This window comes from Sphingobacterium sp. SGR-19 (assembly GCF_011043555.1).
Taxonomy (GTDB): domain Bacteria; phylum Bacteroidota; class Bacteroidia; order Sphingobacteriales; family Sphingobacteriaceae; genus Sphingobacterium.
Genome location: NZ_JAAKGS010000001.1, coordinates 151,916 through 175,336, shown reverse-complemented (window position 1 = coordinate 175,336; position 23,421 = coordinate 151,916). Strand labels below are relative to the sequence as shown.

Sequence of the window (23,421 nt, the reverse complement as noted above, 5' to 3'; positions counted from 1 at the left end):
GCCCTATCGTACCGCCTTCACCTCAAAACCATCCAGCATATTCGCTTCGTCTGCTGCTATTTGCAATTTCGTAAACGGCTTCTTCGTAAAGAATAAAGCACTCATATTGCTTTTTCCTCCGTCAGCAAATAATTCGATGGAATTACGATCCAACAAGAAACGAATATCCAAATCATCTCCTTGAACCAATCGTGGTGCAACCGGACGATGGATAAATTTATCGCTGAAATTTGCGTCGCCCGCTTTTGAACGATCGATGAAATACTGCTGCTTGTCCACATCATAACCAAACACCAAGGCATCTCCCTCTTCATTCGATAGCGTTACGCGGAAGCCCGTAGCTTTTTTCAATGTAAACGATGCGTCAAAGGTATTCTGGAGGGAAGCGATAGCGTCACTTAAATCTGCTTCATTCGCTAATTCTACCGACTTGGATTTGGTTGTTACCTCGCTGCTTACCTTATCAATTTCCGAAGCAGGGGTAGAAGTTAACAACCATTTATCACCTTCTTTCACTAAGCCCAATTCCCGCACAATCGTATTCCCACTTCGCCAATTAGATGCCGGAACATCGTTTGCATATTCCCAGTTGCTCATCCAGCCGATCAGTAATTTGCGGTCGCCGGTATTTGAAAAAGTAACGCCAGCGTAATTGTCCGGGCCGTAATCCATCCAACGGATATTATTCTGTGCAGTTGTAAAGGTTTTGCCGTTGAAGTCTCCGACAAAATATTGCGTTGCCGAACCGGTGTTCGGTCCGCCGGGATTGATGCTAACCAACAATACCCATTTCTCGCCTTCGGCTGTAGAGAACGGTAATAAATCCGGACATTCCCATACGCCTCCATGTGCACCTATCCCCTCGCCAAACTCGCTTAGTCTTTCCCACTCTTTCAGATTTTTAGAACCGTAAAAGGTAATGGACTGCTTTGTGGCAAGCGTCATGATCCATTGCTTTGTTTCGGTATGCCACATCACCTTGGGATCGCGGAAATCCCAGATACCCGGATTAGGCAATACCGGATTACCGTCATACTTCGTCCATGTCTTACCTTGATCCAAACTATAGGCGATACTCTGGGTTTGGTGCAGCCCGGTTTTCTGATCTTCGATTTCGTGGCTATGATTGGTGTATATAGCTACTAACGCATTCGCACCAAAGCCTGCTGTATTGTCTTTGTCGATAACGGCACTTCCTGAGAAGATGGTGCCTAAGCTATCGGGGAAAAGTGCGATCTCCTGCTCCTCCCAGTGAACTAAATCCGTACTCGTGGCATGTCCCCAGTGCATCGGCCCCCATTTTGTATCATCCGGATTATGTTGGAAAAACAGATGGTAGGTTCCATCCAGATAAACCAGACCGTTGGGGTCGTTCATCCAACCTTTTTTGGGAGAAAAGTGATAAGCCGGGCGAAAGTCTTCCAAATTATCGATCTGCTGGTTATGTTCCGTGGAGGGTTGTTGTGGTCCGCATCCAACTAAAGCAAGGGCGAATAAGCCAATTGTTAATTTATTCATCGTTGTTATTCCTTTAATAATTTGTTTATAAAAGTATTTCATTAAACATCCCTATCAGGATTTTGTTATGGCCATTCCCGATATTTTTATTGTCCCGTTATCTGAAAAAATAGCCCAAGGGTTTTCATGCATTTTGTATATACGATTGGTAAACGCAACATTATTATTTACGTAGACCACACAAATCGAGTTTTCGATGACGATCTTGACATCAAACACCTGGTTTGCCGGAACAATGAGCGGTGTAAAATTGAGTTCTTTCTTCGTTGCGGAATTCCTATTTTCTTGATGCATAAATAGAGAAGGCATCTCCCAACGATTGGATGAAGTTAAGTCAAAAGATACACTATAAACCTCTGACAAATCATCACAGGCCCCGAATGAAAAACCAAAACGTTCAGATTGTGACGCATCTATTTTCATCGAAATCTTTACCGGTTCCGTATTTCGATTGAATAGTGCATAACTCCGATCAGAAGACGAGGTACTGATTGTAAAAGTATTCGCATCGTTTGAAACATTGCCTTCTGATTTTATCTGGGCAAAAGCCACTTCTGTATTAAACTTTGCATCCACGGCATCGGGAATAGCCGGATACAGTTTACCACTCGGTTGTTTTACCAATTTGTGCGAGATCAGCGATCCAGACCAGTGCAACTCGTTATTACTGTTTACCGTCTGTCCGGTAGAACACCATCCCGATAGGTAACGTGTAGTGCCGTTACTCGCCGTCTTTCCGGCATATAGGTATAACCCATCAAACGTCTCGTGATGTCCATCCGCATCACGACAAATCCTCCACGGACCATCGGGCGAATCCGAAATCCGATAAAAGGTTTTACGATGCTCATCACGATTAATACGGGAAAACGTTAGGTACCATTGGTTATCCATTTTAAATATATCCGGGCATTCCAATATTTCCGAGTCCGTTTCTATTTCGTGCTTTCCGGGATGGTCAGACGTTGTTGCTACTAAAGGCTCGATGAGTGACCAGTTGCTCAAGTCCGGAGATGTAAAACGTGCAAGTGTCCCTTTACCATCTTTACGGGTCGTAACCAGCATCACATAGCTATTACGCGTTTCGTCCCAATAAACATGGGGATCTCGGAAGTTATTTTGATCATATCCGCCCGGTGCTTGGAAGGCGGCTGCCGGTTGTTTCGTCCAATTTAGCATATCCGATGACGTAGCCATCATCACTTTTTCAGCTGGATTCAGATGGGCATTATGCCCGGTATAAAAGCTATAGTACGTATTATCTTTTTTTATAAAACTCCCCGTGCCTATCCACTCTTCTTGACTTCCTATCGCTCCAGAAGGTATGATTTCTGTAAAACCTTCAAAAGATGCAAAATCAGCAGATCTTGTCAGATAAATAGGATGATGATTTGCATTTTCATACAGATAGAACAAGTAAAATTTATTGTCATCCGCATTGAAATAAGGCATCGGATCACCCACAAAGCCCTGTTGTGGTTTATAAAACAGCTGATATCCTCCGGCTTCTTGCTTGTTACTGCATGTTATAGACATATCAACCGTGGGGTCGGGTTCTGGATCGGTCGGAGCAGGTATCTCATTGTTTTTGCACCCTGCCAGCAGGTGTATAAAGAATAAAACTGGAAATAGGCCTATCATTGCTTTCATATCGTTATTCTTTAGGAAGTGCTTTCAATTCGTCCCAATACATCCGCTGTGTTTCGAAAGCCAGAGGCGACCCGTTAGGGTGCTCATGCGGCATCACCAGGATATTATTAATGATCGCTGTGCGATTCGCAGGAATTTCAAAAATCAACTCCTGCCATTCACCGAGATGATCTTCGGAATACCATGCTCTTAACCAATCCTTATTGTTTTCGCCATCAGATTGTATTTCAAGCTGTACATCTCCAGCCACCTGTTTAAGCACCATAATGGAGAAACGGTTATATTCAGCGGGATCGATGTTTACTTTGTTCTCGTTCCAAAGTGCTCCTCCATGCCATCCTTCTCCTGTAACTGCATTTCGCACCATGGAAACACATAAAGGTGAAGCATTGATTCCATCGGTTTTAGGGTTGTTACTTTGGTTTTCAACCGCCGTTCCCAAATCCGCCCATTGGGGGGCAATGTTTTCACCGTTGAAGATGATCAACGGCTGCTTCGGCTCATCTCCTATTATTGCCGTGGCTGTATAGCTGAACGTTTCTCCCATATACGACAACGTATAGGTTACCGGCGAACTGAAATCAACATAGTTTCCTTGTGCCGGAGATATTTCTGCCCCGTCGGTGTATTCTACCATCGGGCTAAGCTGGGTCAGATCGGTACCCTCGGGTAAATAAATGACAATACTGTTATCATTTTGGTTGATCATACCGGTACGGTTCCCGATACGAAAAGCTGTTATTTCGGCTTTGATTTCCTTAACTATTACGCGATACGTCTGGAATACATTTCCATTATACACACGGTATATTACTGGCGAACTAGCAGAAAACTGGAAATTCTGCGCAACTCCGGAAGCTGGCTTTATTGCTGCATTGGCAGGCAAATCGATAACAGGTGCGACAGCGGATAAATCGGTACCCGCTGGAACTAGAACCGTGATTGTTCCGGTTTCGTTATCTACGACGCCATTAACATGGGCTACTTTAAACGCCAGCACATGGACATCAGCATTCAAATCCAGCGAATCGGCTACTTCTTGCTTGCAGGCATTAAAAAGCCCGCCGAGTAGTAGAACCAGTCCTATATTGATGATTATTTTTAACGTGTTCATACGATTTTATTTTTCAAACCCTCTTTTTAATATCCAGGATTCTGTTGGTACAGATACTTACTTAACCTAATCTGTGCTTCGGGAATAGGCAGGTACTCGTGCTTATTCGCTGCAAACTGTGCAGAAGCATAATACGATCGGCGCGACCGTTCCGCATTGTAATAAGCGTTCATAGTCTGCTCGGCTACGCCCCAACGCACCAAATCAAAAAAACGTTCGTTTTCCATAGCCAATTCCAGCCGTCTCTCCCATCGTAGTGCTTCCCGGGCGACTGATTCACTCCAGTTAATATTCACACCGTCTCTATAAGTTTCAATAAGTGTCTTGTCGCTGGTGTAACCTGTGAACTGCATGCTACTTTTTGCACGGGCGCGTATCTCATTGATTAAAGGCAAAGCTTCTTGAGGACGATGTAGTTCGATAAGTGCCTCAGCCCGCATCAATAAGACATCAGCGAAACGAATCAGAATCCGATTTTTGGTATTGGCATAGAAAGGAACCATCGGTACAAAACAATCGCAGTCGGGGTCTACATTTTCTTTTAACGAAGCGTATACAGAATAATCTGCCGGGTTACGGTTCCAATTTTCTTCATACAAACGGTCTGTATTGTATTTATAAGGTAAACCCGGGATGGCTACCGTATGGAAAAGTCTTGGATCGTATTTTTCTGTGTTACTATAGTTATCCAATGTATTGTAATTTTCTATTGGTAACCCATTGCCGGTTGTGCGGAAAGCGTTGACCAAACTCTGGCTTGGTTTTTTAAAATCACAACAACCTAACCCCATCGGTACCGAAAGGACATCCGACAGGTTTACCCGTCCGAATTTCGTTCCATCGTCCTTCGAATATTGTACGGAAAATATAGCTTCTTTACCATTTTCATAACTACCGGGCAAAAAATTGAAGGCAAAATCAGCTTCCAGGCTGTAGTCCGAAGATAACACGATCTGTGTGTTTTGCAACACTTTTTCCAAGTCTGCCGCATCAATTCCTGTGACGGTATTTCGCTCCGGATCACCTTGCCTATATGCCTTATACAAATAAGCTTTTGCTAGGTATGCAGCAGCAGCCGTCTGATTAGCCCGCCCGATCTCCGTTTGTGTCGGAGGTAAATTATCTACAGCATATTGAAAGTCATCAACGATTTTCTGCCAAAGCTCATCGTTCGACAGTTCCCGATTGGACACGGTTTCATAGCTATCGATTGGTGTATTTTCGTCTATATAGGGTACATATTTGAACAGGATTTTAAGCATAAAGTAAAAATGCCCCCGCAAAAAACGGGTTTCTGCTAGTTTTACTTCTTTACCCTCAAAGTCACCAGCTTCGTGTATCGTACGGATTGTCGTATTCGCACGGGAGATGGCAAGGTAACATTGAAACCATAGACGATCCACCTCGCCAAAATTGGTCATGATATTATTGGATACTTCCAAGAAATGAAAAACCTGTATATCCTGCGGACCAGAGCCGCCTTTATAGGCGTCATCTGAGCGGACAGTACCGTAAGGCCATAAGCTAAAAGGTACATCGTAGTGATCGTTTCCCAAAGCCGAGTAGGTCGCCGTAAGCAGCCTATCCACGTCATTTACCTGATCTGAACTAAGCACCCCATTGGGTGTTTCGTCCAGGAAATCGGCACAACCTGTTAACAAACCGGTGGCCAACATCATCGTAACTATTTTATTAAGTGCTCTTTTCATGGTGTAATAATGATTAACGTTTGTCTTCTAAATGATTAAAATATAACATTCAATCCTGCCGTCCAGGTGGTTGGAATAGGGTAACCCCATCCCACATTTTCAGGATCTACCCCTGTAAATGCTTTTGATTTTACCGTGAACAAATTTTGTCCGGTCACATAGAAGCGTAGACGACTCATGCGCAATCGCGAAACCATGTCAGTGGGAAGCGTATACCCAAAAGACAAATTGCGTAATTTTAAATACGAGCCATTTTCTATATAGTATGTAGAAAGACGGCCTTCGTCGTTGTTATTGGTCGTTTGCAAAGCAGGAATATCGGAACTGCTGTTTTGCGGTGTCCAAGCATTCAACAAGCGCCTTCCCTTATTTGAATTGACATCGTCCACACTCCAGAAATCGGTCTGTTTTTTTAACCAGTTTTCGACATCAATACCTTGTACACCTTGAAAATAAGCAGAGAGATCAAACCCTTTATATTTAAGCGTTGCATTCAAGCTGTACGAAAAATCAGGATGTGGATTCCCTATCCAGGTCCGGTCAAGATCGGTAATATCGTTGTCCGTATCATAAATATTTACATAACGTAAACGTCCGATACCTTTACCGGTCTGGTTAACATGTGCATTTACTTCATCTTGATTTTGAAAAATACCATCTGTCACGAAACCGTAGAATGATCCCAATGGACGACCAATAATGTTATCTCCTTGACGGCCACCATACGAGTTTTCCACCGCTTCCGGCAAATGCGTTATCTTATTTTTATAAGCAGAAATAACCCCTGTTAATTCATAGTCCAGGCCAAAAGCCGTCTTATTACGATAACCAGTGGTCACATCAATACCTTTGTTCTCCATGGAAGCACCGTTTGCCCAACGATAGCCGCCTTCACCCACCACACCGATGTAAGCAGGATTAATCAACATATCCTTGGTGGCTTTCACGTACCAATCAACCGAGCCGAATAAGTTCTGTCCGAAAAGTGAAAAATCGAGACCGATATTGGTTTGTGTTGTTGTCTCCCATTTCAAATCATCGTTTTGGGTCTGGATCTTGCGATATCCCGATGGTAAAATCCCCGATCCGTTTCCTGCCAAGTCATAAGCTGTTCCATTTACGATATCCCAGGTCGGGTCGGCGACACCATATTCCGGTACAAAGAGTGCATAGGTCGCTAAGTTATCGATACCTTGATTTCCGGTCTGACCCCAACCTACCCGTAGCTTTAAGTCAGAAATAAAGCTTTTAGTGCTTTCCATAAAACGCTCTTCTGAAATACGCCAACCTGCTGTTACCGCAGGGAAGGTTGCAAAACGGTTATTTTTTCCGAAGCGTGAAGACCCGTCGTGTCTAACAGTAAAAGAAGCTAGGTAACGATCATCAAATACGTAGTTTACTTTTCCGAAATAAGAAAGCAAAGAAAAACCTGTCGAACCGCCACCTACTGCAGCTGTTCCGGTACTGACGCCTGGCCACATATATTCGGGTGTTTCAATAACGAACGCGCCTTCTCCTGCTGTATAAGCATTAAAGGAAATGTCCCGCTCTCTATTCATCTCCATACCGCCTAATATGTCAAAGACATGTTTCTCTATTGTTTTTCTATAATTCGCGGTGTTTGACCAGGTCCATTTCATCCCATGGCTTTGTTCCATATTGACGCCCGTTCTATTGTTATTCAAAAAACCGGATTGATAGGAAACTTCCATATGACGTTTATAAAAGTTGCCATAGTCAACACCGTAACTGGTTCTCAAATGCAAATCCTTTATAATCTCCAAATTTGCATAGGCATTTCCGAAAAGCCGCCAATAATTGTAGGCATTGTTCCGATTGTCGTAAAGCAATCGCATCGGGTTATGTCGGTCATTCATTCCTTGAGAAGGGCCTCCCCAACCTATACCATCCACCGTATGCACTGGAATAACGGGTAACGCTTTTAATGAAAGATCCAGTACATCTCCAGGTACTTGTACTTCTCCCGTGTTGTTCACCGTAAAGTTTTCTCCTACGACCAGTTTTCCATCAAAAAATTTGTAGTCGGTATTCAAACGGGCCGATATACGTTTAAAATTCGTATGCTTCAACGTTCCGTTGTTATGAAAATACCCCAACGAGAAAAATGAACTACTTTTATCGGTTGCAGAGCTAAATGAACCATTATAGGATTGAATCAACCCCGGTTTAGACACCTCGTCGAACCAATCGGTATCCGAAGCGCGCATCGTCTGTCTGTTGTCCAGAAATTGAGATACATAAATATGATCCAACTGCGGCTGACCGTCGGCGTCGTTACTCCAATCAAACTGATAACCAATATTATTACTATTCGGGTTGGCTCCGCTGTTCATCATCGCCTGCCACATAGCTTGTCCGTATTCCTGCGCATTGAGTACTTCCATACGGTTATTGAAAAAGGTACTTGTCGCGTAGGCATCAAAAGTGATCTTTGGATCACCCGATTTTCCTCTCTTAGTCGTGATAACAATAACACCATTTGCTGCCCGTGAACCGTAAATGCTTGCGGAAGAGGCATCTTTCAATACCTGTATACTCTCGATATCGTTCGAATTCAACTCATGCATTCCTCCCTGAGTAGGCACACCATCAATAACGTATAATGGGTCTTGGCTGCTATTTAAGGAGCTGATCCCACGCATCCGTACCGTAGCCGCACCGCTGGGGTTACCATCTGCCGTTACGGTCATGCCCGGAACACGTCCTTGTAAAGCTTTAATTGGATTGTTTTCGGGCGCTTTCATCATTTCCGTCACATTTACGACGGAAACCGCGCCGGTCAAATCTTTTTTGCGCTCGGTCTGGTACCCCGTAACCACCACTTCTTCTAGTCCCTGTTCGATGCTGACCAAGCGAATCTCCATAAATCTTGTGGTTCCTGTGGCTACGGTTTGCGTTTCATATCCAACGTAAGATACTTCCAGGGACGCGTTATCGTTTGGTAGCAACAACGTGAATTCTCCTTTTTCATTTGTCTGTGTCGCCTGCTCGGTTCCCCTAACCATTAAAGATGCACCCACTATGGGCACGTCTGTACTGCTGTCTGTCACTCTTCCCTGAAGTGTTACCTGCTGTGCAAAGCTGGTAACAGAAAAAAGAACCATGTACAGAAGCAGGATTGCTTTCTTTTTTGTAAACATATAATCGGTTGCTTGTTAATAAATAAAATATTTACGTTTGTCTATTAGTGTGTTTAATATTTGGTATTGTCTAAAGAATTCAACCATACAAATCTATTGATAGTAGGCGCGTCATAACTCGGACATGCTCCTGTACTTTGTGTAACAAAGGCACTTAGCGTTGTGGCAAACTCCAACATTTCTTCCGGTGTTGCCTGTTTATCTTGGCGGCAACGCTGCGACAGAAAAGCTGCCAGAAAAGAATCACCGCTACCAATGGTATCTTTCACTTCGACTCTTAATGCTGGAAAATGATAAGAGAATTTCCCCAGCTTCGAATGATAAATAGCGCCTTTCGCCCCATAGGTTACGATAAGCTCATTGATGTTAAAGGTGGTCATGACGGCTTCCGCTTTTGCGGCATCAGTATCGGTATCTGGCAACTCCAACCAAGTTGCTACAAAACCCAGTTCCTCTTCGTTCATCTTCACCAAATCAGCATATCCTAGTAATTCAAAGATGCGCTCTTTTGTATAATGCGGCGCCCGCAAGTTTACGTCCAACACCTTGTAATTTGCGACTTGTATTAAGGTCTGAAGCGTTTTGTAAGTGGCATTATGACGTGTAGATAAACTACCGAACACAAAAAAATCAGCTTGACGAACAGTTTTTATCTCTTTTTCTCCTAACGCAATATTATCCCAGGCAACAGGAAACACGATGTCGTAACGAACATCTTTTTTTTCATCGATATGGACTTCTACGGTCGATGTTGGGTATTTATTATCTTTCTGGAAAAGCGTTAAGGGTATAGCCAATTCGGCACATAGTGTCATGATATCTTCTCCCTCTGCATCCTCACCTACACGTGTAAGCATATCGGTAGGGATACCCAACTTATTTAAATGATACGCTACATTGAGTGGTGCACCGCCTAATTTTCGTCCTGTAGGCAAGTTATCCCAAAGCACTTCCCCAAAACAAACCCCTTTGATATTTAATATTTCGTTCTTCATGTTCTTTTTCAATTAATGTAATGGCATCGCATCCCCCATATCCTCGAGCGATTTCCCTTTGGTCTCCGGCATCAATTTCCATACATAGAGCAGCTGTAGTACCATACATCCCGCGAAGATCAAGAATGTATAACCTCCTCCTAATAATTCGGTGAGTGCCGGAAAACAAAAAGTAATAATTGCTGCCATGACCCAATGGGTTAAACTTCCCAGTGTCTGTCCTTTGGCTCGTACATCATTGGGGAAAATCTCCGATATAAACACCCATATCACCGCGCCTTGTGAGAAGGCAAAAAAGGCAATAAACAACATGAGGTAGACGGTTATCGCCATACCTTCGGTAACACCGGAGAAAAAAGCATACGATACCAACGATAACGCTCCAATCATGCCTATAGATCCGATAAACATGAGCTTACGTCGCCCGACCTTATCGATAAAATTGATGGCCAGCAGGGTAAAAATAAAATTGACCAATCCAATTCCAACGGTAGACAGCAACGAACTTTGTGCACCCAGTCCTGCCATTTCAAAAACGCGAGGTGCATAATAAATAATGGCATTAATACCCGATACCTGATTGAATATGGCGAATAAAACGGCCAGCATAATGGGAAGATTGTTGGCTTTCGAGAACAAACGTCCCTCTCCTTTTGTCTGCGTTTTTTGTTGATTTTTCAATATCAATTCAATATCCTGCTCAGCTTGTTTACCACTGACTTTCTGCATAATAGCCGTAGCTTCCTCTTTTTTTCCGCGGTGCAATAACAACCAACGCGGGCTCTCTGGTACGAAGAAAATCAAGATAAAGAAAATAAGGGATGGAAAGGCTTGTACACCAAGCATCCAACGCCACGACTCTTCTCCGCCTTGGCCGATAAAATAATTGGACAGATATGCGACCAATATTCCTAATACCACATTAAACTGAAATAACCCAACCAATTTCCCTCGAGATTTAGCCGGTGAAATCTCGGATATATATATAGGTGCGGTTACGGACGATACACCTACTCCAATACCGCCTAAGAAACGGAAAATGATAAAGATATTCCAATCTTGTGCGAGTGCGGTGCCAATAGCTGAAAAGAAGTAGAGTGCCGCTACCAGAAATAAGGTTGTTTTACGGCCCAATTTATCCGATGGATAAGCGCCCATTGCAGCTCCCATAACTGTTCCGATTAGTGCTATGGCCATCGTTAAACCGTGCTGAAATTCGCTTAGCGACCAGAATAGCTGGACGGCTTTTTCTGCACCTGATATAACGGCCGTATCAAAGCCGAATAAAAATCCGCCTAATGCCACTACGAATGACCAGGCCAAAACTGTGTTTTTGTTCATGTTACTTTATTTACAACTGATTAATCCAAAATTAACATGAACGTCATCTCTGCTTAAATAATCGCCAACTTAATTATATCAAATTTGTATCAACGACAATAGTTGATTAAATAGTTATGTATCAATTTTTTAAATTTTATTTAGATATTTAAGAATATCAATTTTGTACCATTTCTTTAGATTATGTTACCTATCGAAACGATCAACAAAAAGTGTATTTTACACACTAAGATTTGTTGTTCTGTTAGGAAAAAACAAAAAGATGTATCTTGTCGAGAAAATTCAAAAACACGGGGATGTCAAGGTTTTACATTTTTTTTGCTTTCGTGATACTTCTGTGCTGTCATGCTTGTCAGCCGAGTGGAAATAATACGCAGTTTACCATCGCTTTTTCACAGTGTATCGGTGATGACGCCTGGCGGGAAACCATGCTGGATGAGATGAAAAGGGAGCTCTCTTTCTATCCGGACATCGAATTTATCTACCACGATGCCAGAGGAGATAACCAAAAGCAGATACAGCAAATCAGAGAGCTGCTTGAACAGGATATCGATCTGCTTATTGTTTCGCCCAATGAAGCCGAACCATTGACGCCTATTGTCGATTCCGTTTTTCAAAAAAATATTCCGGTGATTGTCACCGACCGCAAAACATCGTCCGGTTTATATAACGCATATGTTGGGGCGGACAACCTTGCGATTGGTAAACTAGCTGCACAGTTTATGGTGCATACGCTCAGCGGACAGGGACAAATAGGTATTGTCACAGGGCTGAAAGGTACATCGGCATCTATTGAAAGGAAGAAAGGACTACTCGATGCATTAGATAGTGCAGGCACGGTTCGTCTAGGGGTTGAAATACAAAGCGACTGGGAAAGAAATACCGCCTATGCACAAGCTAAACAGCATATTAAACAGCTTCTTGAGCAAGATATTATTCTAGCTTTTAATGACCAGATGGCTTTTGGTGTCATCCAAGCACTCCGGGAGGCGGGTGAAAACCATAAAAGGGTTATCGGTATTGATGCTCTTCCCGGCGAAGGCAATGGACTATCGGAAATTGTCAACGGAGCATTATTCGCTTCCATGCTCTATCCCACCGGCGGCACGGAGGCTATTCGCACCGCAATGGCTATTTTGCAACGTAAACCCTATAAACGGGATAATATTCTGGGAACAATTGTCATCAATCAAGATAACGCAGGACTCATGATGTTGCAATCCAACAAAATACAGGAACAACAGGAAGATATAGATAAACGGCAAGAGCTTATCGTCGAACAGAATAAAATATACCGAAATCAACAGACGACATTGAATATCCTGATAACAAGCTTAGTACTAGCGGTGGTATTCGGGGGAATTTCAATTATTGTTATCAAAAGTAATTGGGAGAAAAATAAACATCTTGAAAAACAAAATGAGGAGATACTCTCCCAACAACAGCAAATTGTGGAGATGAATGAACAGATACGGACTGCTTCCGAAGCGCAAAGTAAATTTTTCACGAACGTATCCCACGAATTTAAAACACCGCTTACACTTATTCTTACCCCTATGGAGGAATTGGAGAAAGAGAAAAATTTGTCTTCTGAGGGTGCAGACCAACTAGCACGTATAAAACGGAATGCAAAAAAGCTACAAAACCTTGTTACCGACCTGATTGACATTCATCGTATTGACAAGGCCAAAAGAAAGTTGCAAGCTGCCCCTGTACAGATTGATACGTTTGTCCAGCAGGTATTGGCAAGTTTTAAACCCTTATCGCAGAAAAAACGGATATCGTTAAGCTACATCAACAAAACACCGCACAAAGAAATCTGGATTGACGAGTATTTAATGGAACAGGCACTTTCCAATCTGTTATCAAATGCTTTTAAATTTACAGCAACAGGAGGAAAGATAAGTGTCGTAGTAGAAGAAAATACCTTTGGGGATCATTTATATATTCGGGTAGTTGATAATGGAAGTGGTATATCTGTTACGGATATGGACTATATCTTTGACAATTTTTATCAAGGCGAACAGCACCTTTCCGGTTCAGGTATTGGTTTGGCCTATGTAAAGGAGATTGTTGAACTTCATCACGGCCAAGTGACCGTCAGTAGTAAAAAAGGGGTCGGTTCGTCGTTTACGTTACGTTTGCCTACGGGACATTTACATTTATCAGAAGACGAAAAGAAAAGTTTACTAGACCATACTTCTACACGGCAAACGGAACGTGAGGAGCACATCTTGAATGTAGAGGAGCTTACCGAGGAAACCGTTTCGTTTTATTCCAGTAAGGCTGCTAATATTCTGGTCGTTGACGACCATCCGGATATCCGTCTGTTCTTGAAAGATATTCTCGAAAAGGAATATAATTTACTATTTGCCAAAAGCTATCGGGATGCTATGGCAAAAATGGAACAAAGTTATCCAGATCTCATTGTGAGCGACATTATGTTGCCCGATGGAAGCGGTTTAGATCTATTAAAAATGATCAAAAACAGTCCACAGTTTAACAAAACCCCCGTACTATTGCTAAGCGCGCTGGATACGGAAGAGGATAAAATTGAGGGAATGCGCCTGATGGCGGATGCATACCTTACCAAACCTTTTCGTGTCGACCACCTAAAAGCCGTGATAACCAACCTCCTTACTTCCCGTCGACAACTGAAAGATCATTACACCAGCATTTTAGAGCCGGGAGAAACGGCAACGGATATAAAACAACATACTGCACAGGATAAACGGTTTATGCAAAGTTTAGATATGGTTATCGAGGAACATATCGGAAAAAAATCACTCAGTGTAGAAGATATTGCACATGCGCTGAATATCTCCCGCGTACAGCTGTACCGCAAAACCAAGACCCTATTGAACAGTAGTGTAAATGAATACCTTCTCCAACGTCGTTTAACCAAATCTAAACACCTTTTACTGGAAGGGTTGCATATCAATGAAGTGGCTGAAAAAGTAGGTTTTTCCTCAGCGGCCTATTTTGCCGCAGCTTTCAAAAAACAATTTGGGATTACGCCAACGGCATATAGAAAGGACAAGCTGAAATAATAATGGGTCGACCGACGGTCAACCCATATTTTTATTAAATCATTCCAACGCTTCGTTTGATAAAGGAAGTTAAATCTGCTCCTTTTAACAGGCCACGAGATAATAAGGCCAAATCAAAAGCTTGTTTCGCCAGCTGTGTTCCATCCTCTTCGGAGCTCTCCAAAATTCGCTTTATCAACGGGTGGTTTCCATTGACGGTCACTTTATAATTATCAGGTAATGTGCCATAGAAGCCCATGCCTCCTCCTGTTTTCGCCATGTCTTTCATCCGGCGCATAAACTCGTCTTCCGTAACCGAAACGGGTAGGCCATCCGCGTTTAGCGCGTCAACTTCCACTTTCATATCGGCTCTGGAAATCGCTTTCTCAAAGAGTTCCGATGCTTTCTTTGATTCTTCTTCCGATAAAGATAACGTCTGTGTTTCCTCTTTCTGGATCAATTTGTCAACAACGTCCGCATCCACGCGTTTTGCTTGGATCTTCTCACCACCTTTTTGTTCTAAATAGCCCACGAAATGGTTGTCCAATTGACCATCGAGTACCAATACATCATAGCCTTTCTCTTTCACCGAAGCGATAAAGCCGTCCTGCTGTGACGGATCGTTGGTATATAGATACACAATATTACCATCTTTATCGACTTGAATGTCTTTTACTTTTTCGTAGTATTCTTTTAGTGTAAAGCTCTCGTTGTCCATATTAGACAACAAGCAGAAATCATTGGCTTTTTCTGCAAACTTTTCATCGCTTAACATTCCATATTTGATAAAGAGCGCTATATCATTCCACTTTTGTTCAAAGTTCTTACGGTCAGCTTTAAATATCTCATTTAGCTTATCGGCAACTTTCTTGGTGATATAATTGTTAATCTTCTTCACGTTGCTATCTGCCTGCAGGAACGAGCGGGATACGTTCAACGGAATATCCGGCGAGTCGATAACACCTTGTAGCAACATCAGAAATTCCGGTACGATGTCCTTCACCTCGTCCGTAATAAATACCTGGCGGGAATACAACTGAATTTTATTTCGCTGGATATCCATTTCGTTCTTTATTTTCGGAAAGTATAGGATACCCGTTAAGTTAAACGGATAATCAACATTGAGGTGTATCCAGAACAGAGGTTCGTCCATTGAATAGGGATACAACTCACGATAGAATGCTAGATAATCTTCATCTTTTAGTTCGGATGGTGCCTTCGTCCATGCCGGTGTTGTGTTATTGATAATATTATCGACTTCTACCGATTTATATTTTGGCTTGCCTTCTTCGTCTTCCCCATCGGGCTGTGATTCTGTTTTGGTTCCAAACCGTACAGGAACGGGTAAGAAGCGCGCATATTTATTTAAAATCTCGCTCAGACGACCTTCGTTCAAAAACTCCTGCGATTCCTCATTGATATGGAGAATCACATCGGTACCGCGTTCTGTGCGCGTGCCTTCGCTTATTTCGTAAGAGGTACTTCCATCACAAGTCCAGTGCGCCGGAGCAGCTCCGTCTTGATGTGACAAAGACTGAATTTCTACTTTGTCTGCGACCATAAAAGCAGAATAAAAACCAAGACCGAAGCGACCAATGATCTCGTTGGCATCGTTCGCTTCTTTAAATTTCTCCATAAACTCTGTAGCACCCGAAAATGCTATTTGGTTAATGTATTTTTTGATCTCTTCTGCCGTCATACCGATACCACGATCGGAAATGGTAATCGTTTTGGCGTTTTCGTCGAAATTCACGTCGATGGTCAGATCACCCAGCTCACCTTGAAACTGTCCCAAAGAAGATAATCTCTTTATCTTTTGAGACGCATCCACAGCGTTGGATACCAACTCGCGTAAAAAGATTTCATTATCGGAATAAAGAAACTTCTTAATCACCGGAAAAATATTCTCGGTATGGATCGAAATACTACCTTTTTCTTGCATATATTATTTAGTTTTTGTCTATAAAAAATCAATTAGAATCATATCAAGGAGCATTCCATTTGTCTTTTTTAGGACAGGATGACAGTTATCGAAAGAAAAAATGTAATTTAGACAGTCACAAACATACCCAACGATGAAGCTTGCATTTATTCCTTATATTTTGATTACCGTATTTTCTTGTAATAACCCTCAACAATCTAAACAAATGACATACGACACAACCGGTCACATTGAGCGCTATGATGCAGCTCTGGATGCTATTATCGACAGTTCTGCAATAGCAGAAATTATTGCCGAAGGCTTTGAATGGAGTGAAGGACCGCTATGGATCGAAAGTGAGCAAATGTTATTGTTCTCGGATGTGCCGACGAATACGATTTACAAGTGGACGACGGAAGACGGAAGTGAAGTTTATGTAAAACCTAGTGGCGATACGAGTGATCATCCTAATCGACGTAAGGAGCCAGGCAGCAATGGCTTATTGTTAGATGATCTCGGAAACCTGGTGTTGTGTCAACATGGTAACCGTCAGATCGCCCGAATGGATGCCACGTTACAGCAACCTAAATCAAACTTTATTTCTCTAGTAGATAAATATGATGATAAACGTCTCAATAGTCCCAATGATGCGGTGTACAATAAGGAAGGTGTGTTATTTTTCACAGACCCGCCTTATGGATTGCCCACACAGCGTGACGATGATCCCGAGAAGGAAATACCTTTTAACGGTGTATATAAAGTAAAACAAAACGGTGAAGTTATGTTGTTGACCGATAAGATTAGTAAACCCAATGGTATCGCATTTTTTCCGGACGGACAAAAGCTGTTGATCGGCAATTCCGATCCTAACGCTGCGAATTGGTATATATTGGATTTGACAGACACCGCTGTAACACCGAAACTATTTTACAGTGCGACGAACGAACGCGGTGGGTTACCGGGATTACCGGATGGTTTGAAGATCGACAGCAATGGCATCGTGTATGCAAGCGGTCCTGGCGGCATATGGATATTCGACAGCACAGCCAAAGTACTTGGTAAAATCGCGTTGGATGAGGCCGCTTCCAATGTGGCTTTGTCTTCCGATGAGAAAACATTGTATATAACCAATAGTGGAAAGGTGTTACGTATTGGACTTAAATAACATCTTCCGGAGGTTTATTTACAGCTCTTAAAGCGTTAATATACCTCGAAAACCGCGGGCAGCGTAGTAGGACTCTGCGCCATTATGGTAAATAAAAACCTGACCGTATCGCCAATCTCCGAAAATAGCACCGCCTTTTTCTCGGATGGCAGATGGTGTCAATACCCAACTGGAAGTTTTAGCATCAAACTTTCCAAGTGTCTGTAGCGCGCGGTATTGTTCTTCGGTTAAAAGGTCGATTCCCATTTCAGCAGCCATTCCTACAGCGCTATGTTTAGGCTTATGTTCTTTTCTGGATTCCAGTGCTTCGGGATCATAGCAGACACTCCTTCTCCCTTTTGGGCTTTCCGCCACACAATCACAAAATACATATTCATCCGTCTCCTTTTGGTAATCTATTACATCCGGTTCGCCTCCCGTTTCCTCCATTTGATGAAGAGACCAAAGCTTTCTAGGGCTGGCAACGAGCCTTTCCTGTATTTTTGCCCAATCCAAATCAGGATGGCGGTTTCTATTTTTTTCAAACCGTGTTTTCAAAGTTTCGAGAAGCTCGTCTGTTTGTTCCTGCGAGAGTTTCATTTTATTACTCATGGTATAGCGCTGTTTGATTGAAAAAAACGAATATACAATAAATCTGTTTTAAGCGAAGATAAAAAAAGCCGTTCTTGTTGAAAGACCGGCTTTTTTTATTTTCTTCGGGATGTTTAAAGTTGTTTACTTAACTTCTCTACCAAAACAGATTTGGGTACAGCACCAATCTGCTTATCAACAATTTCGCCGTTTTTGAAGAACAACAAAGCGGGAATATTGCGAATACCATATTTAACAGAAATGTCCGGATTATTATCCACATTTACTTTTCCTACTACCGCTTGTCCTTCATATTCCGTCGCGATTTCATCTACTACGGGACCAACCATACGGCAAGGGCCACACCATTCTGCCCAAAAATCAATTAAAACAGGTTTATCTGATTTAAGAACAAGCTCTTCAAAATTGCTATCTGTAATTTCTAATGCCATAATATTAATTTTTCTGATTTCTCTTATACAATTAAACAAAGATAGAAAATTTGACTATAGATAATCGTCATCTGCTCTTCACAAATTTTTATAGCCTATCAATTTAATCTATAATTAACACCTTCAAATTTTTCCAAACCGTCCAAAAAGTCGTTCGTGAGATTTATCTTCAATGATTTGGCGGGCATTTCTATAGCCAGCTCATCCTGTACATCTAAAATTTTAAATTTCAGCTGGCAGTTGCATTCCGTTCCTTCCGTTTTTGTTGATTCAACCAAGGTATACATTTGATGGACAAACTGTTCATTCAACAAGTGAAGGGGGCATTGTATGGTAAATGATTTCGCCATTTTGTCCCGTAAGTCGGAAAGTAACTGTATGTTTTTTAATTCAAAGCCCCAATTGCCTGCCTGTCTGAAGCGTTCTTGTACCAGTCCCCTGATCTGCACAAAAAAACCTTCTTGTAAGTATCCTCGAAACTTGACGTAATCCTCTCCAAACACCATAATCTCAAAGGATTCGCTGTAGTCCTCTATAATAAACGACCCAAATGGTTTCCCGGATTTTGCTACTCTATGATTCGCTACGGCAATGATGCCACCAACAACCACTTCTTTGTTTTTTATCCGGTTAAACTCCAAAAGTACCTCTTCCTCTACCTCACTCGCTTTAACCTTGTTGATCAATTGGAGATCTATCACCTTGTTGTGGCAGAAGTGCTTTATCTCAAATTTATAGTTATCCAGCGGATGGCTGGTTAAATAGATACCAATAACATCTTTTTCATATTTAAGTTTTTCGATAAGTCCCCAAGCTGGACAAGGAGCCAATACAGGCTCCGGTAATTCTGTTGCTGCTGACCCACCAAAGAGACTCGCTTGCGCGGAGTTTTCGTTTTCTTTTACTCGATGACCGTATTTAATAGCCTTCTCCAAGCCAGTAGAATTGTCTCCATCCACATGGAAGTACTGCGCTCGATGGGTACTGGTAAAACTATCAAAACCACCGGCATACGCTAAACTTTCAAATGCTTTTTTATTCGCCGCACGCAGATCCACTCGTTTGGCCAAGTCGAATACAGATTTATATTTACCATCCTTTTCGCGTGTTTGGACAATGGTATCCACTGCACCTGCCCCCACGCCTTTTACTGCCCCCATTCCGAAGCGAATTGCTCCCTGATCGTTCACCGTAAACTTATAATAGGATTCATTGACATCTGGACCGAGCACCTGTAGCCCCATCCGTCGGCATTCTTCCATAAAGAACGTCACCGTTTTGATATCGTTCATGTTGTTGGATAGCACGGCAGCCATATATTCCGCAGGATAATGGGCTTTGAGATAAGCTGTTTGATAGGCTACCCAAGCATAACACGTCGAGTGTGATTTATTGAAGGCATAAGACGCAAAAGCTTCCCAGTCTGTCCAGATTTTCTCCAATACTTTAGCGCTGTGCCCATTTGCTGCCGCCTGTTCGATAAACTTCGGTTTCATCTTATCCAACACGGCTTTCTGCTTCTTACCCATCGCTTTACGCAAAACGTCAGCGTCGCCCTTAGAGAAGCCCGCCAACTTTTGCGACAAAAGCATCACTTGCTCCTGATAGACGGTGATACCATACGTTTCCTGTAGGTACTCCTCACACGCTTCCAAGTCATAGGTAATAGGCTCTATTCCGTGTTTTCGCTTAACGAAAGACGGAATGTATTCCATCGGCCCCGGACGATATAAAGCGTTCATCGCAATCAAGTCGGCAAAAACTGTGGGCTTCAACTCTTTCATGTACTTCTGCATCCCGGGAGATTCGTATTGGAACACACCAACCGTTTCTCCACGTTGGAACAGCTCGTACGTTAACAGATCATCGATGGGAAATTTATCGGGATCGAGTTCTATACCATGCCGTAATTTTACGTTCGCGACAGTATCCTTAATTAAGGTAAGCGTCTTTAGCCCCAAGAAGTCCATCTTTAGTAGACCGGCGCTCTCGACTACAGAGTTATCAAATTGCGTCACGTACAGATCGGAATCTTTTGCCAATGATACCGGCACAAACTTCGTAATATCGTCCGGTGTGATAATTACCCCGCAAGCGTGGATTCCCGTATTCCGCATAGACCCCTCTAAAATACGCGCCTGCTTGATCGTTTCCGCTTCTAATCCCGCACCATCGGCCAAGGATTTTAAACGGTTGACCGCTTCCAATTCTTCGGAGCGTAACACTTCCTTCATCGCTTTATCATCCATCGAGAAAATCTTACTCAACTTCAGGTTGGGAATAAGTTTTGCAATCTCGTTGGCATCTTGCAAAGGTAAATCAAGCACCCGTGCCGTATCCCGAATAGATGACTTCGCCGCCATCGTACCATAGGTGATAATTTGGGCTACCTGCGAAGCCCCGTATTTATCGATAACGTATTGCATGACGCGGCCTCGCCCCTCATCATCAAAGTCGATGTCAATATCGGGCATGGAAACACGGTCGGGGTTCAAAAAACGCTCAAAAAGCAAATCGTATTCAATCGGATCCAAATTGGTAATCTTCAAACAATAAGCTACGGCAGAACCAGCCGCCGATCCCCGTCCCGGCCCCACTGAAACACCCATTTTCCGAGCCGCGTCAATAAAATCGTGTACAATAAGAAAATAGCCTGGATACCCTGTTCTTTCGATAGTTTCCAATTCGAAATCTAAACGCTCCCGAATAGTATCGGTTATTTCTCCATAACGCTCTTTCGCACCTTCATACGTCAAATGGCGCAAATATGCATTTTCACCGCGCTTACCGCCATCCAAGTCATCCTCAGCGTGCAGGAACTTCTCTGGAATAATAAATTTGGGCAGGAGGACATCCCTATTTAAGGAATAAACTTCTATCTTATCTAAGATTTCCTGTATATTAATAATGGCATCGGGTACATCTGCAAATACCCGTTTCATTTCCGCCGTCGACTTAAAATAGTACTCTTGGTTAGGCAATCCGAAACGGAAACCGCGTCCTCTCCCCTTTGGTGTAGACAGCTTTTCCCCATCTTTCACACAAAGTAAAATATCGTGGGCATGTGCATTGTCTTTACTGACGTAATAGGTATTGTTTGTAGCAATTAACTTAACACCATGTCTCCGGGCGAGTTGAATTAGTGTTTGGTTTACCCGGTCTTCATCTTCCTGCCCATGTCGCATCAGTTCGATGTAAAAATCTTCCCCAAACTGCTCCTTCCACCATACCAATGCCTCTTCTGCCTGCGTTTCACCAATATTAAGTACTTTGCTCGGTATCTCGCCATATAAGTTACCTGAAAGCACCATGACATCTTCTTTATACTGCTCAATCACCGATCGGTCTATACGAGGCACATAATAGAATCCTTCCGTATAGGCAATCGACGCCATTTTAGCCAGGTTATGGTACCCCTTGAGGTTCTTTGCCAGAAAGACAATTTGATAGCCATTATCTTTCCTTGACTTATCAGTCCGGTCTTCGCATACATAAAACTCGCAGCCTACAATAGGTTTAATCGTTCGGCCAACTGGTGGTTCTCCGCGTTCTAATGCTTCTGCGTTTTTCGCTTCAATTTCCTTATTATAACCAAGTGCTTGATTAACAAAATGAAAAGCACCCATCATATTTCCATGGTCGGTAAGTGCCACTGCTGGCATATTCGCTTTGGCCGCAGCCTCCACTAACGCTGGGATGGCAATGGTCGACTGCAATACGGAAAACTGCGAATGGTTATGCAGATGGGCAAACTCTGCCTCCTCTAGTGCTTTCTTAAGCTCCTCGTCTATAACGGTTGTAGGTTCTTCCGTCTTTTGAGCAGCACGAATAGCATCTGACGCGGCTTTTAGATTGATATGTTTTAACCCTACCGAAGCAACGGTGTCGGGATTGTGTTGTCTAAATTCAACAAAATATCCGGTATCTACCTGTAATTCTTCCGGCGTAAAAACTTCCCGTCTAATGAGCTCGAAAAAACAACGCGTTGTTGCTTCCACATCGGCGGTAGCATTGTGTGCCTCTGCGAATGGAACGCCAAATAGATAGTTGTGTAGTTCGGTAAGGTTGGGCAGTTTATAACGTCCTCCACGTCCGCCGGGAAGTTTTAATAATTCTGCAGTAACTTCTGTACACGTATCCAATACAGGCATATTTGCTAGCGGAGAATTAACATCATACCGGTACAGTTCGCTTCTCATGATGTTGATGTCAAATCCGATATTCTGCCCGACAACAAACTTCGCTTTTGCTAAAGCAGAGTTGAATTTGCCCAATACATCGATTAGCGGGACACCTTCTTTTTCGGCCAACTCGGTTGATATACCATGGATCTTTTCGGAATCGTACGGAATGTTAAAACCATCTGGTTTAATCAAATAATCCTGATGCTCTACCAGATTCCCCATTTCATCATGCAGCTGCCATGCTATTTGTATACAGCGCGGCCAGTTATCCGTATCTGTAATGGGCGCATCCCAACGCTTCGGTAAACCTGTAGTCTCCGTATCAAAAATTATATACATCAAATTCCCTTTCTCTTCTCAACAAAATTAAAAAATAAAGGGATGGAAATACATTGTTTGTACGTCAAATTATTTATCTATTTTTTTCGATAAATATACTATTCTCCAAATGAAAACGTTATATATGTAATTTCATAATTTAGGTTAATAATTGGTTAGTAGAGAAACACCCTAGAGCGCCCGCTTTTAGGGTGTTTCATTTTTGCGCTGTCACTCCTATGTAAAAACATTCTTACTTATTCGGTATTGGAATATAATTTGACAAGCATAATT

13 protein-coding genes are annotated in these 23,421 nt (G+C 42.6%); 2 read left to right on the top strand and 11 right to left on the bottom strand.

Translation table 11 applies throughout. The annotated features are described in order from the left end of the window. Window positions 1-3: 3 nt before the first annotated feature. The 7 genes from G5B43_RS00745 to G5B43_RS00715 are packed head-to-tail and all read right to left on the bottom strand — an operon-like array spanning window position 4 to window position 11,488. Window positions 4-1,518, bottom strand: coding sequence for a glycoside hydrolase family 32 protein (locus G5B43_RS00745; protein ID WP_165292813.1), 1,515 nt, complete (start codon window positions 1,516-1,518; stop codon window positions 4-6). 54 nt (window positions 1,519-1,572) lie between these two features. After that, window positions 1,573-3,168, bottom strand: a complete 1,596-nt coding sequence (locus G5B43_RS00740; protein WP_165292812.1) for a glycoside hydrolase family 32 protein — start codon at window positions 3,166-3,168, stop codon at window positions 1,573-1,575. 4 nt (window positions 3,169-3,172) lie between these two features. Continuing rightward, window positions 3,173-4,282 carry a hypothetical protein gene (locus tag G5B43_RS00735; protein WP_165292811.1) on the bottom strand — a complete coding sequence of 370 codons (1,110 nt, stop codon included), beginning with the start codon at window positions 4,280-4,282 and terminating at the stop codon, window positions 3,173-3,175. A 26-nt stretch (window positions 4,283-4,308) separates the two neighbouring features. Beyond that, window positions 4,309-5,991, bottom strand: coding sequence for a RagB/SusD family nutrient uptake outer membrane protein (locus G5B43_RS00730; protein ID WP_165292810.1), 1,683 nt, complete (start codon window positions 5,989-5,991; stop codon window positions 4,309-4,311). 35 nt (window positions 5,992-6,026) lie between these two features. Continuing rightward, window positions 6,027-9,152: a SusC/RagA family TonB-linked outer membrane protein gene (locus G5B43_RS00725; RefSeq protein WP_165292809.1), complete on the bottom strand. Its 3,126-nt coding sequence runs from the start codon at window positions 9,150-9,152 to the stop codon at window positions 6,027-6,029. Window positions 9,153-9,205: 53 nt separating this feature from the next. Continuing rightward, window positions 9,206-10,147: a carbohydrate kinase family protein gene (locus G5B43_RS00720; RefSeq protein ID WP_165292808.1), complete on the bottom strand. Its 942-nt coding sequence runs from the start codon at window positions 10,145-10,147 to the stop codon at window positions 9,206-9,208. A gap of 12 nt (window positions 10,148-10,159) precedes the next feature. Beyond that, a complete protein-coding gene (locus G5B43_RS00715; protein ID WP_165292807.1) occupies window positions 10,160-11,488 on the bottom strand; it encodes a sugar porter family MFS transporter in 1,329 nt (442 codons plus the stop codon). A gap of 296 nt (window positions 11,489-11,784) precedes the next feature. Between G5B43_RS00715 and G5B43_RS00710 the strand changes: the two genes are divergently transcribed. Continuing rightward, window positions 11,785-14,538, top strand: coding sequence for a substrate-binding domain-containing protein (locus G5B43_RS00710; protein WP_165292806.1), 2,754 nt, complete (start codon window positions 11,785-11,787; stop codon window positions 14,536-14,538). Window positions 14,539-14,572: 34 nt separating this feature from the next. Here G5B43_RS00710 and htpG read toward each other — a convergent pair whose 3' ends face one another. Further along, window positions 14,573-16,459: a molecular chaperone HtpG gene (gene htpG, locus G5B43_RS00705; protein ID WP_165292805.1), complete on the bottom strand. Its 1,887-nt coding sequence runs from the start codon at window positions 16,457-16,459 to the stop codon at window positions 14,573-14,575. A gap of 205 nt (window positions 16,460-16,664) precedes the next feature. On the opposite strand from htpG, the gene G5B43_RS00700 reads away from it, so the two are divergent. Then, on the top strand, window positions 16,665-17,603 hold the full coding sequence (locus G5B43_RS00700; protein ID WP_165292804.1) for an SMP-30/gluconolactonase/LRE family protein: 939 nt from the start codon (window positions 16,665-16,667) through the stop codon (window positions 17,601-17,603). Between the two features lie 27 nt (window positions 17,604-17,630). On the opposite strand, the gene G5B43_RS00695 is transcribed toward G5B43_RS00700, so the two are convergent. The 3 genes from G5B43_RS00695 to dnaE all read right to left on the bottom strand — a co-directional run bounded on the left by G5B43_RS00695 (window position 17,631) and on the right by dnaE (window position 23,148). Then, the gene (locus tag G5B43_RS00695) at window positions 17,631-18,194 is read right to left on the bottom strand and encodes a DUF4256 domain-containing protein (RefSeq protein ID WP_165292803.1); all 564 of its coding nucleotides are present in this window, start codon (window positions 18,192-18,194) and stop codon (window positions 17,631-17,633) included. 113 nt (window positions 18,195-18,307) lie between these two features. Next, a complete protein-coding gene (trxA, locus tag G5B43_RS00690; protein WP_165292802.1) occupies window positions 18,308-18,625 on the bottom strand; it encodes a thioredoxin in 318 nt (105 codons plus the stop codon). Between the two features lie 98 nt (window positions 18,626-18,723). After that, window positions 18,724-23,148, bottom strand: coding sequence for a DNA polymerase III subunit alpha (dnaE, locus tag G5B43_RS00685; protein WP_165292801.1), 4,425 nt, complete (start codon window positions 23,146-23,148; stop codon window positions 18,724-18,726). Between the last annotated feature and the right edge of the window lie 273 nt (window positions 23,149-23,421).

What these genes read in the sequence shown, in the direction of transcription:
- G5B43_RS00715 (WP_165292807.1), bottom strand. Translation starts at nt 11,488, where the DNA reads ATGAACAAAAACACAGTTTTGGCCTGGTCATTCGTAGTGGCATTAGGC.
- G5B43_RS00710 (WP_165292806.1), top strand. Translation starts at nt 11,785, where the DNA reads ATGTCAAGGTTTTACATTTTTTTTGCTTTCGTGATACTTCTGTGCTGT.
- G5B43_RS00700 (WP_165292804.1), top strand. Translation starts at nt 16,665, where the DNA reads ATGACATACGACACAACCGGTCACATTGAGCGCTATGATGCAGCTCTG.
- G5B43_RS00735 (WP_165292811.1), bottom strand. Translation starts at nt 4,282, where the DNA reads ATGAACACGTTAAAAATAATCATCAATATAGGACTGGTTCTACTACTC.
- htpG (WP_165292805.1), bottom strand. Translation starts at nt 16,459, where the DNA reads ATGCAAGAAAAAGGTAGTATTTCGATCCATACCGAGAATATTTTTCCG.
- dnaE (WP_165292801.1), bottom strand. Translation starts at nt 23,148, where the DNA reads ATGTATATAATTTTTGATACGGAGACTACAGGTTTACCGAAGCGTTGG.
- trxA (WP_165292802.1), bottom strand. Translation starts at nt 18,625, where the DNA reads ATGGCATTAGAAATTACAGATAGCAATTTTGAAGAGCTTGTTCTTAAA.
- G5B43_RS00695 (WP_165292803.1), bottom strand. Translation starts at nt 18,194, where the DNA reads ATGAGTAATAAAATGAAACTCTCGCAGGAACAAACAGACGAGCTTCTC.
- G5B43_RS00740 (WP_165292812.1), bottom strand. Translation starts at nt 3,168, where the DNA reads ATGAAAGCAATGATAGGCCTATTTCCAGTTTTATTCTTTATACACCTG.
- G5B43_RS00730 (WP_165292810.1), bottom strand. Translation starts at nt 5,991, where the DNA reads ATGAAAAGAGCACTTAATAAAATAGTTACGATGATGTTGGCCACCGGT.
- G5B43_RS00745 (WP_165292813.1), bottom strand. Translation starts at nt 1,518, where the DNA reads ATGAATAAATTAACAATTGGCTTATTCGCCCTTGCTTTAGTTGGATGC.
- G5B43_RS00725 (WP_165292809.1), bottom strand. Translation starts at nt 9,152, where the DNA reads ATGTTTACAAAAAAGAAAGCAATCCTGCTTCTGTACATGGTTCTTTTT.
- G5B43_RS00720 (WP_165292808.1), bottom strand. Translation starts at nt 10,147, where the DNA reads ATGAAGAACGAAATATTAAATATCAAAGGGGTTTGTTTTGGGGAAGTG.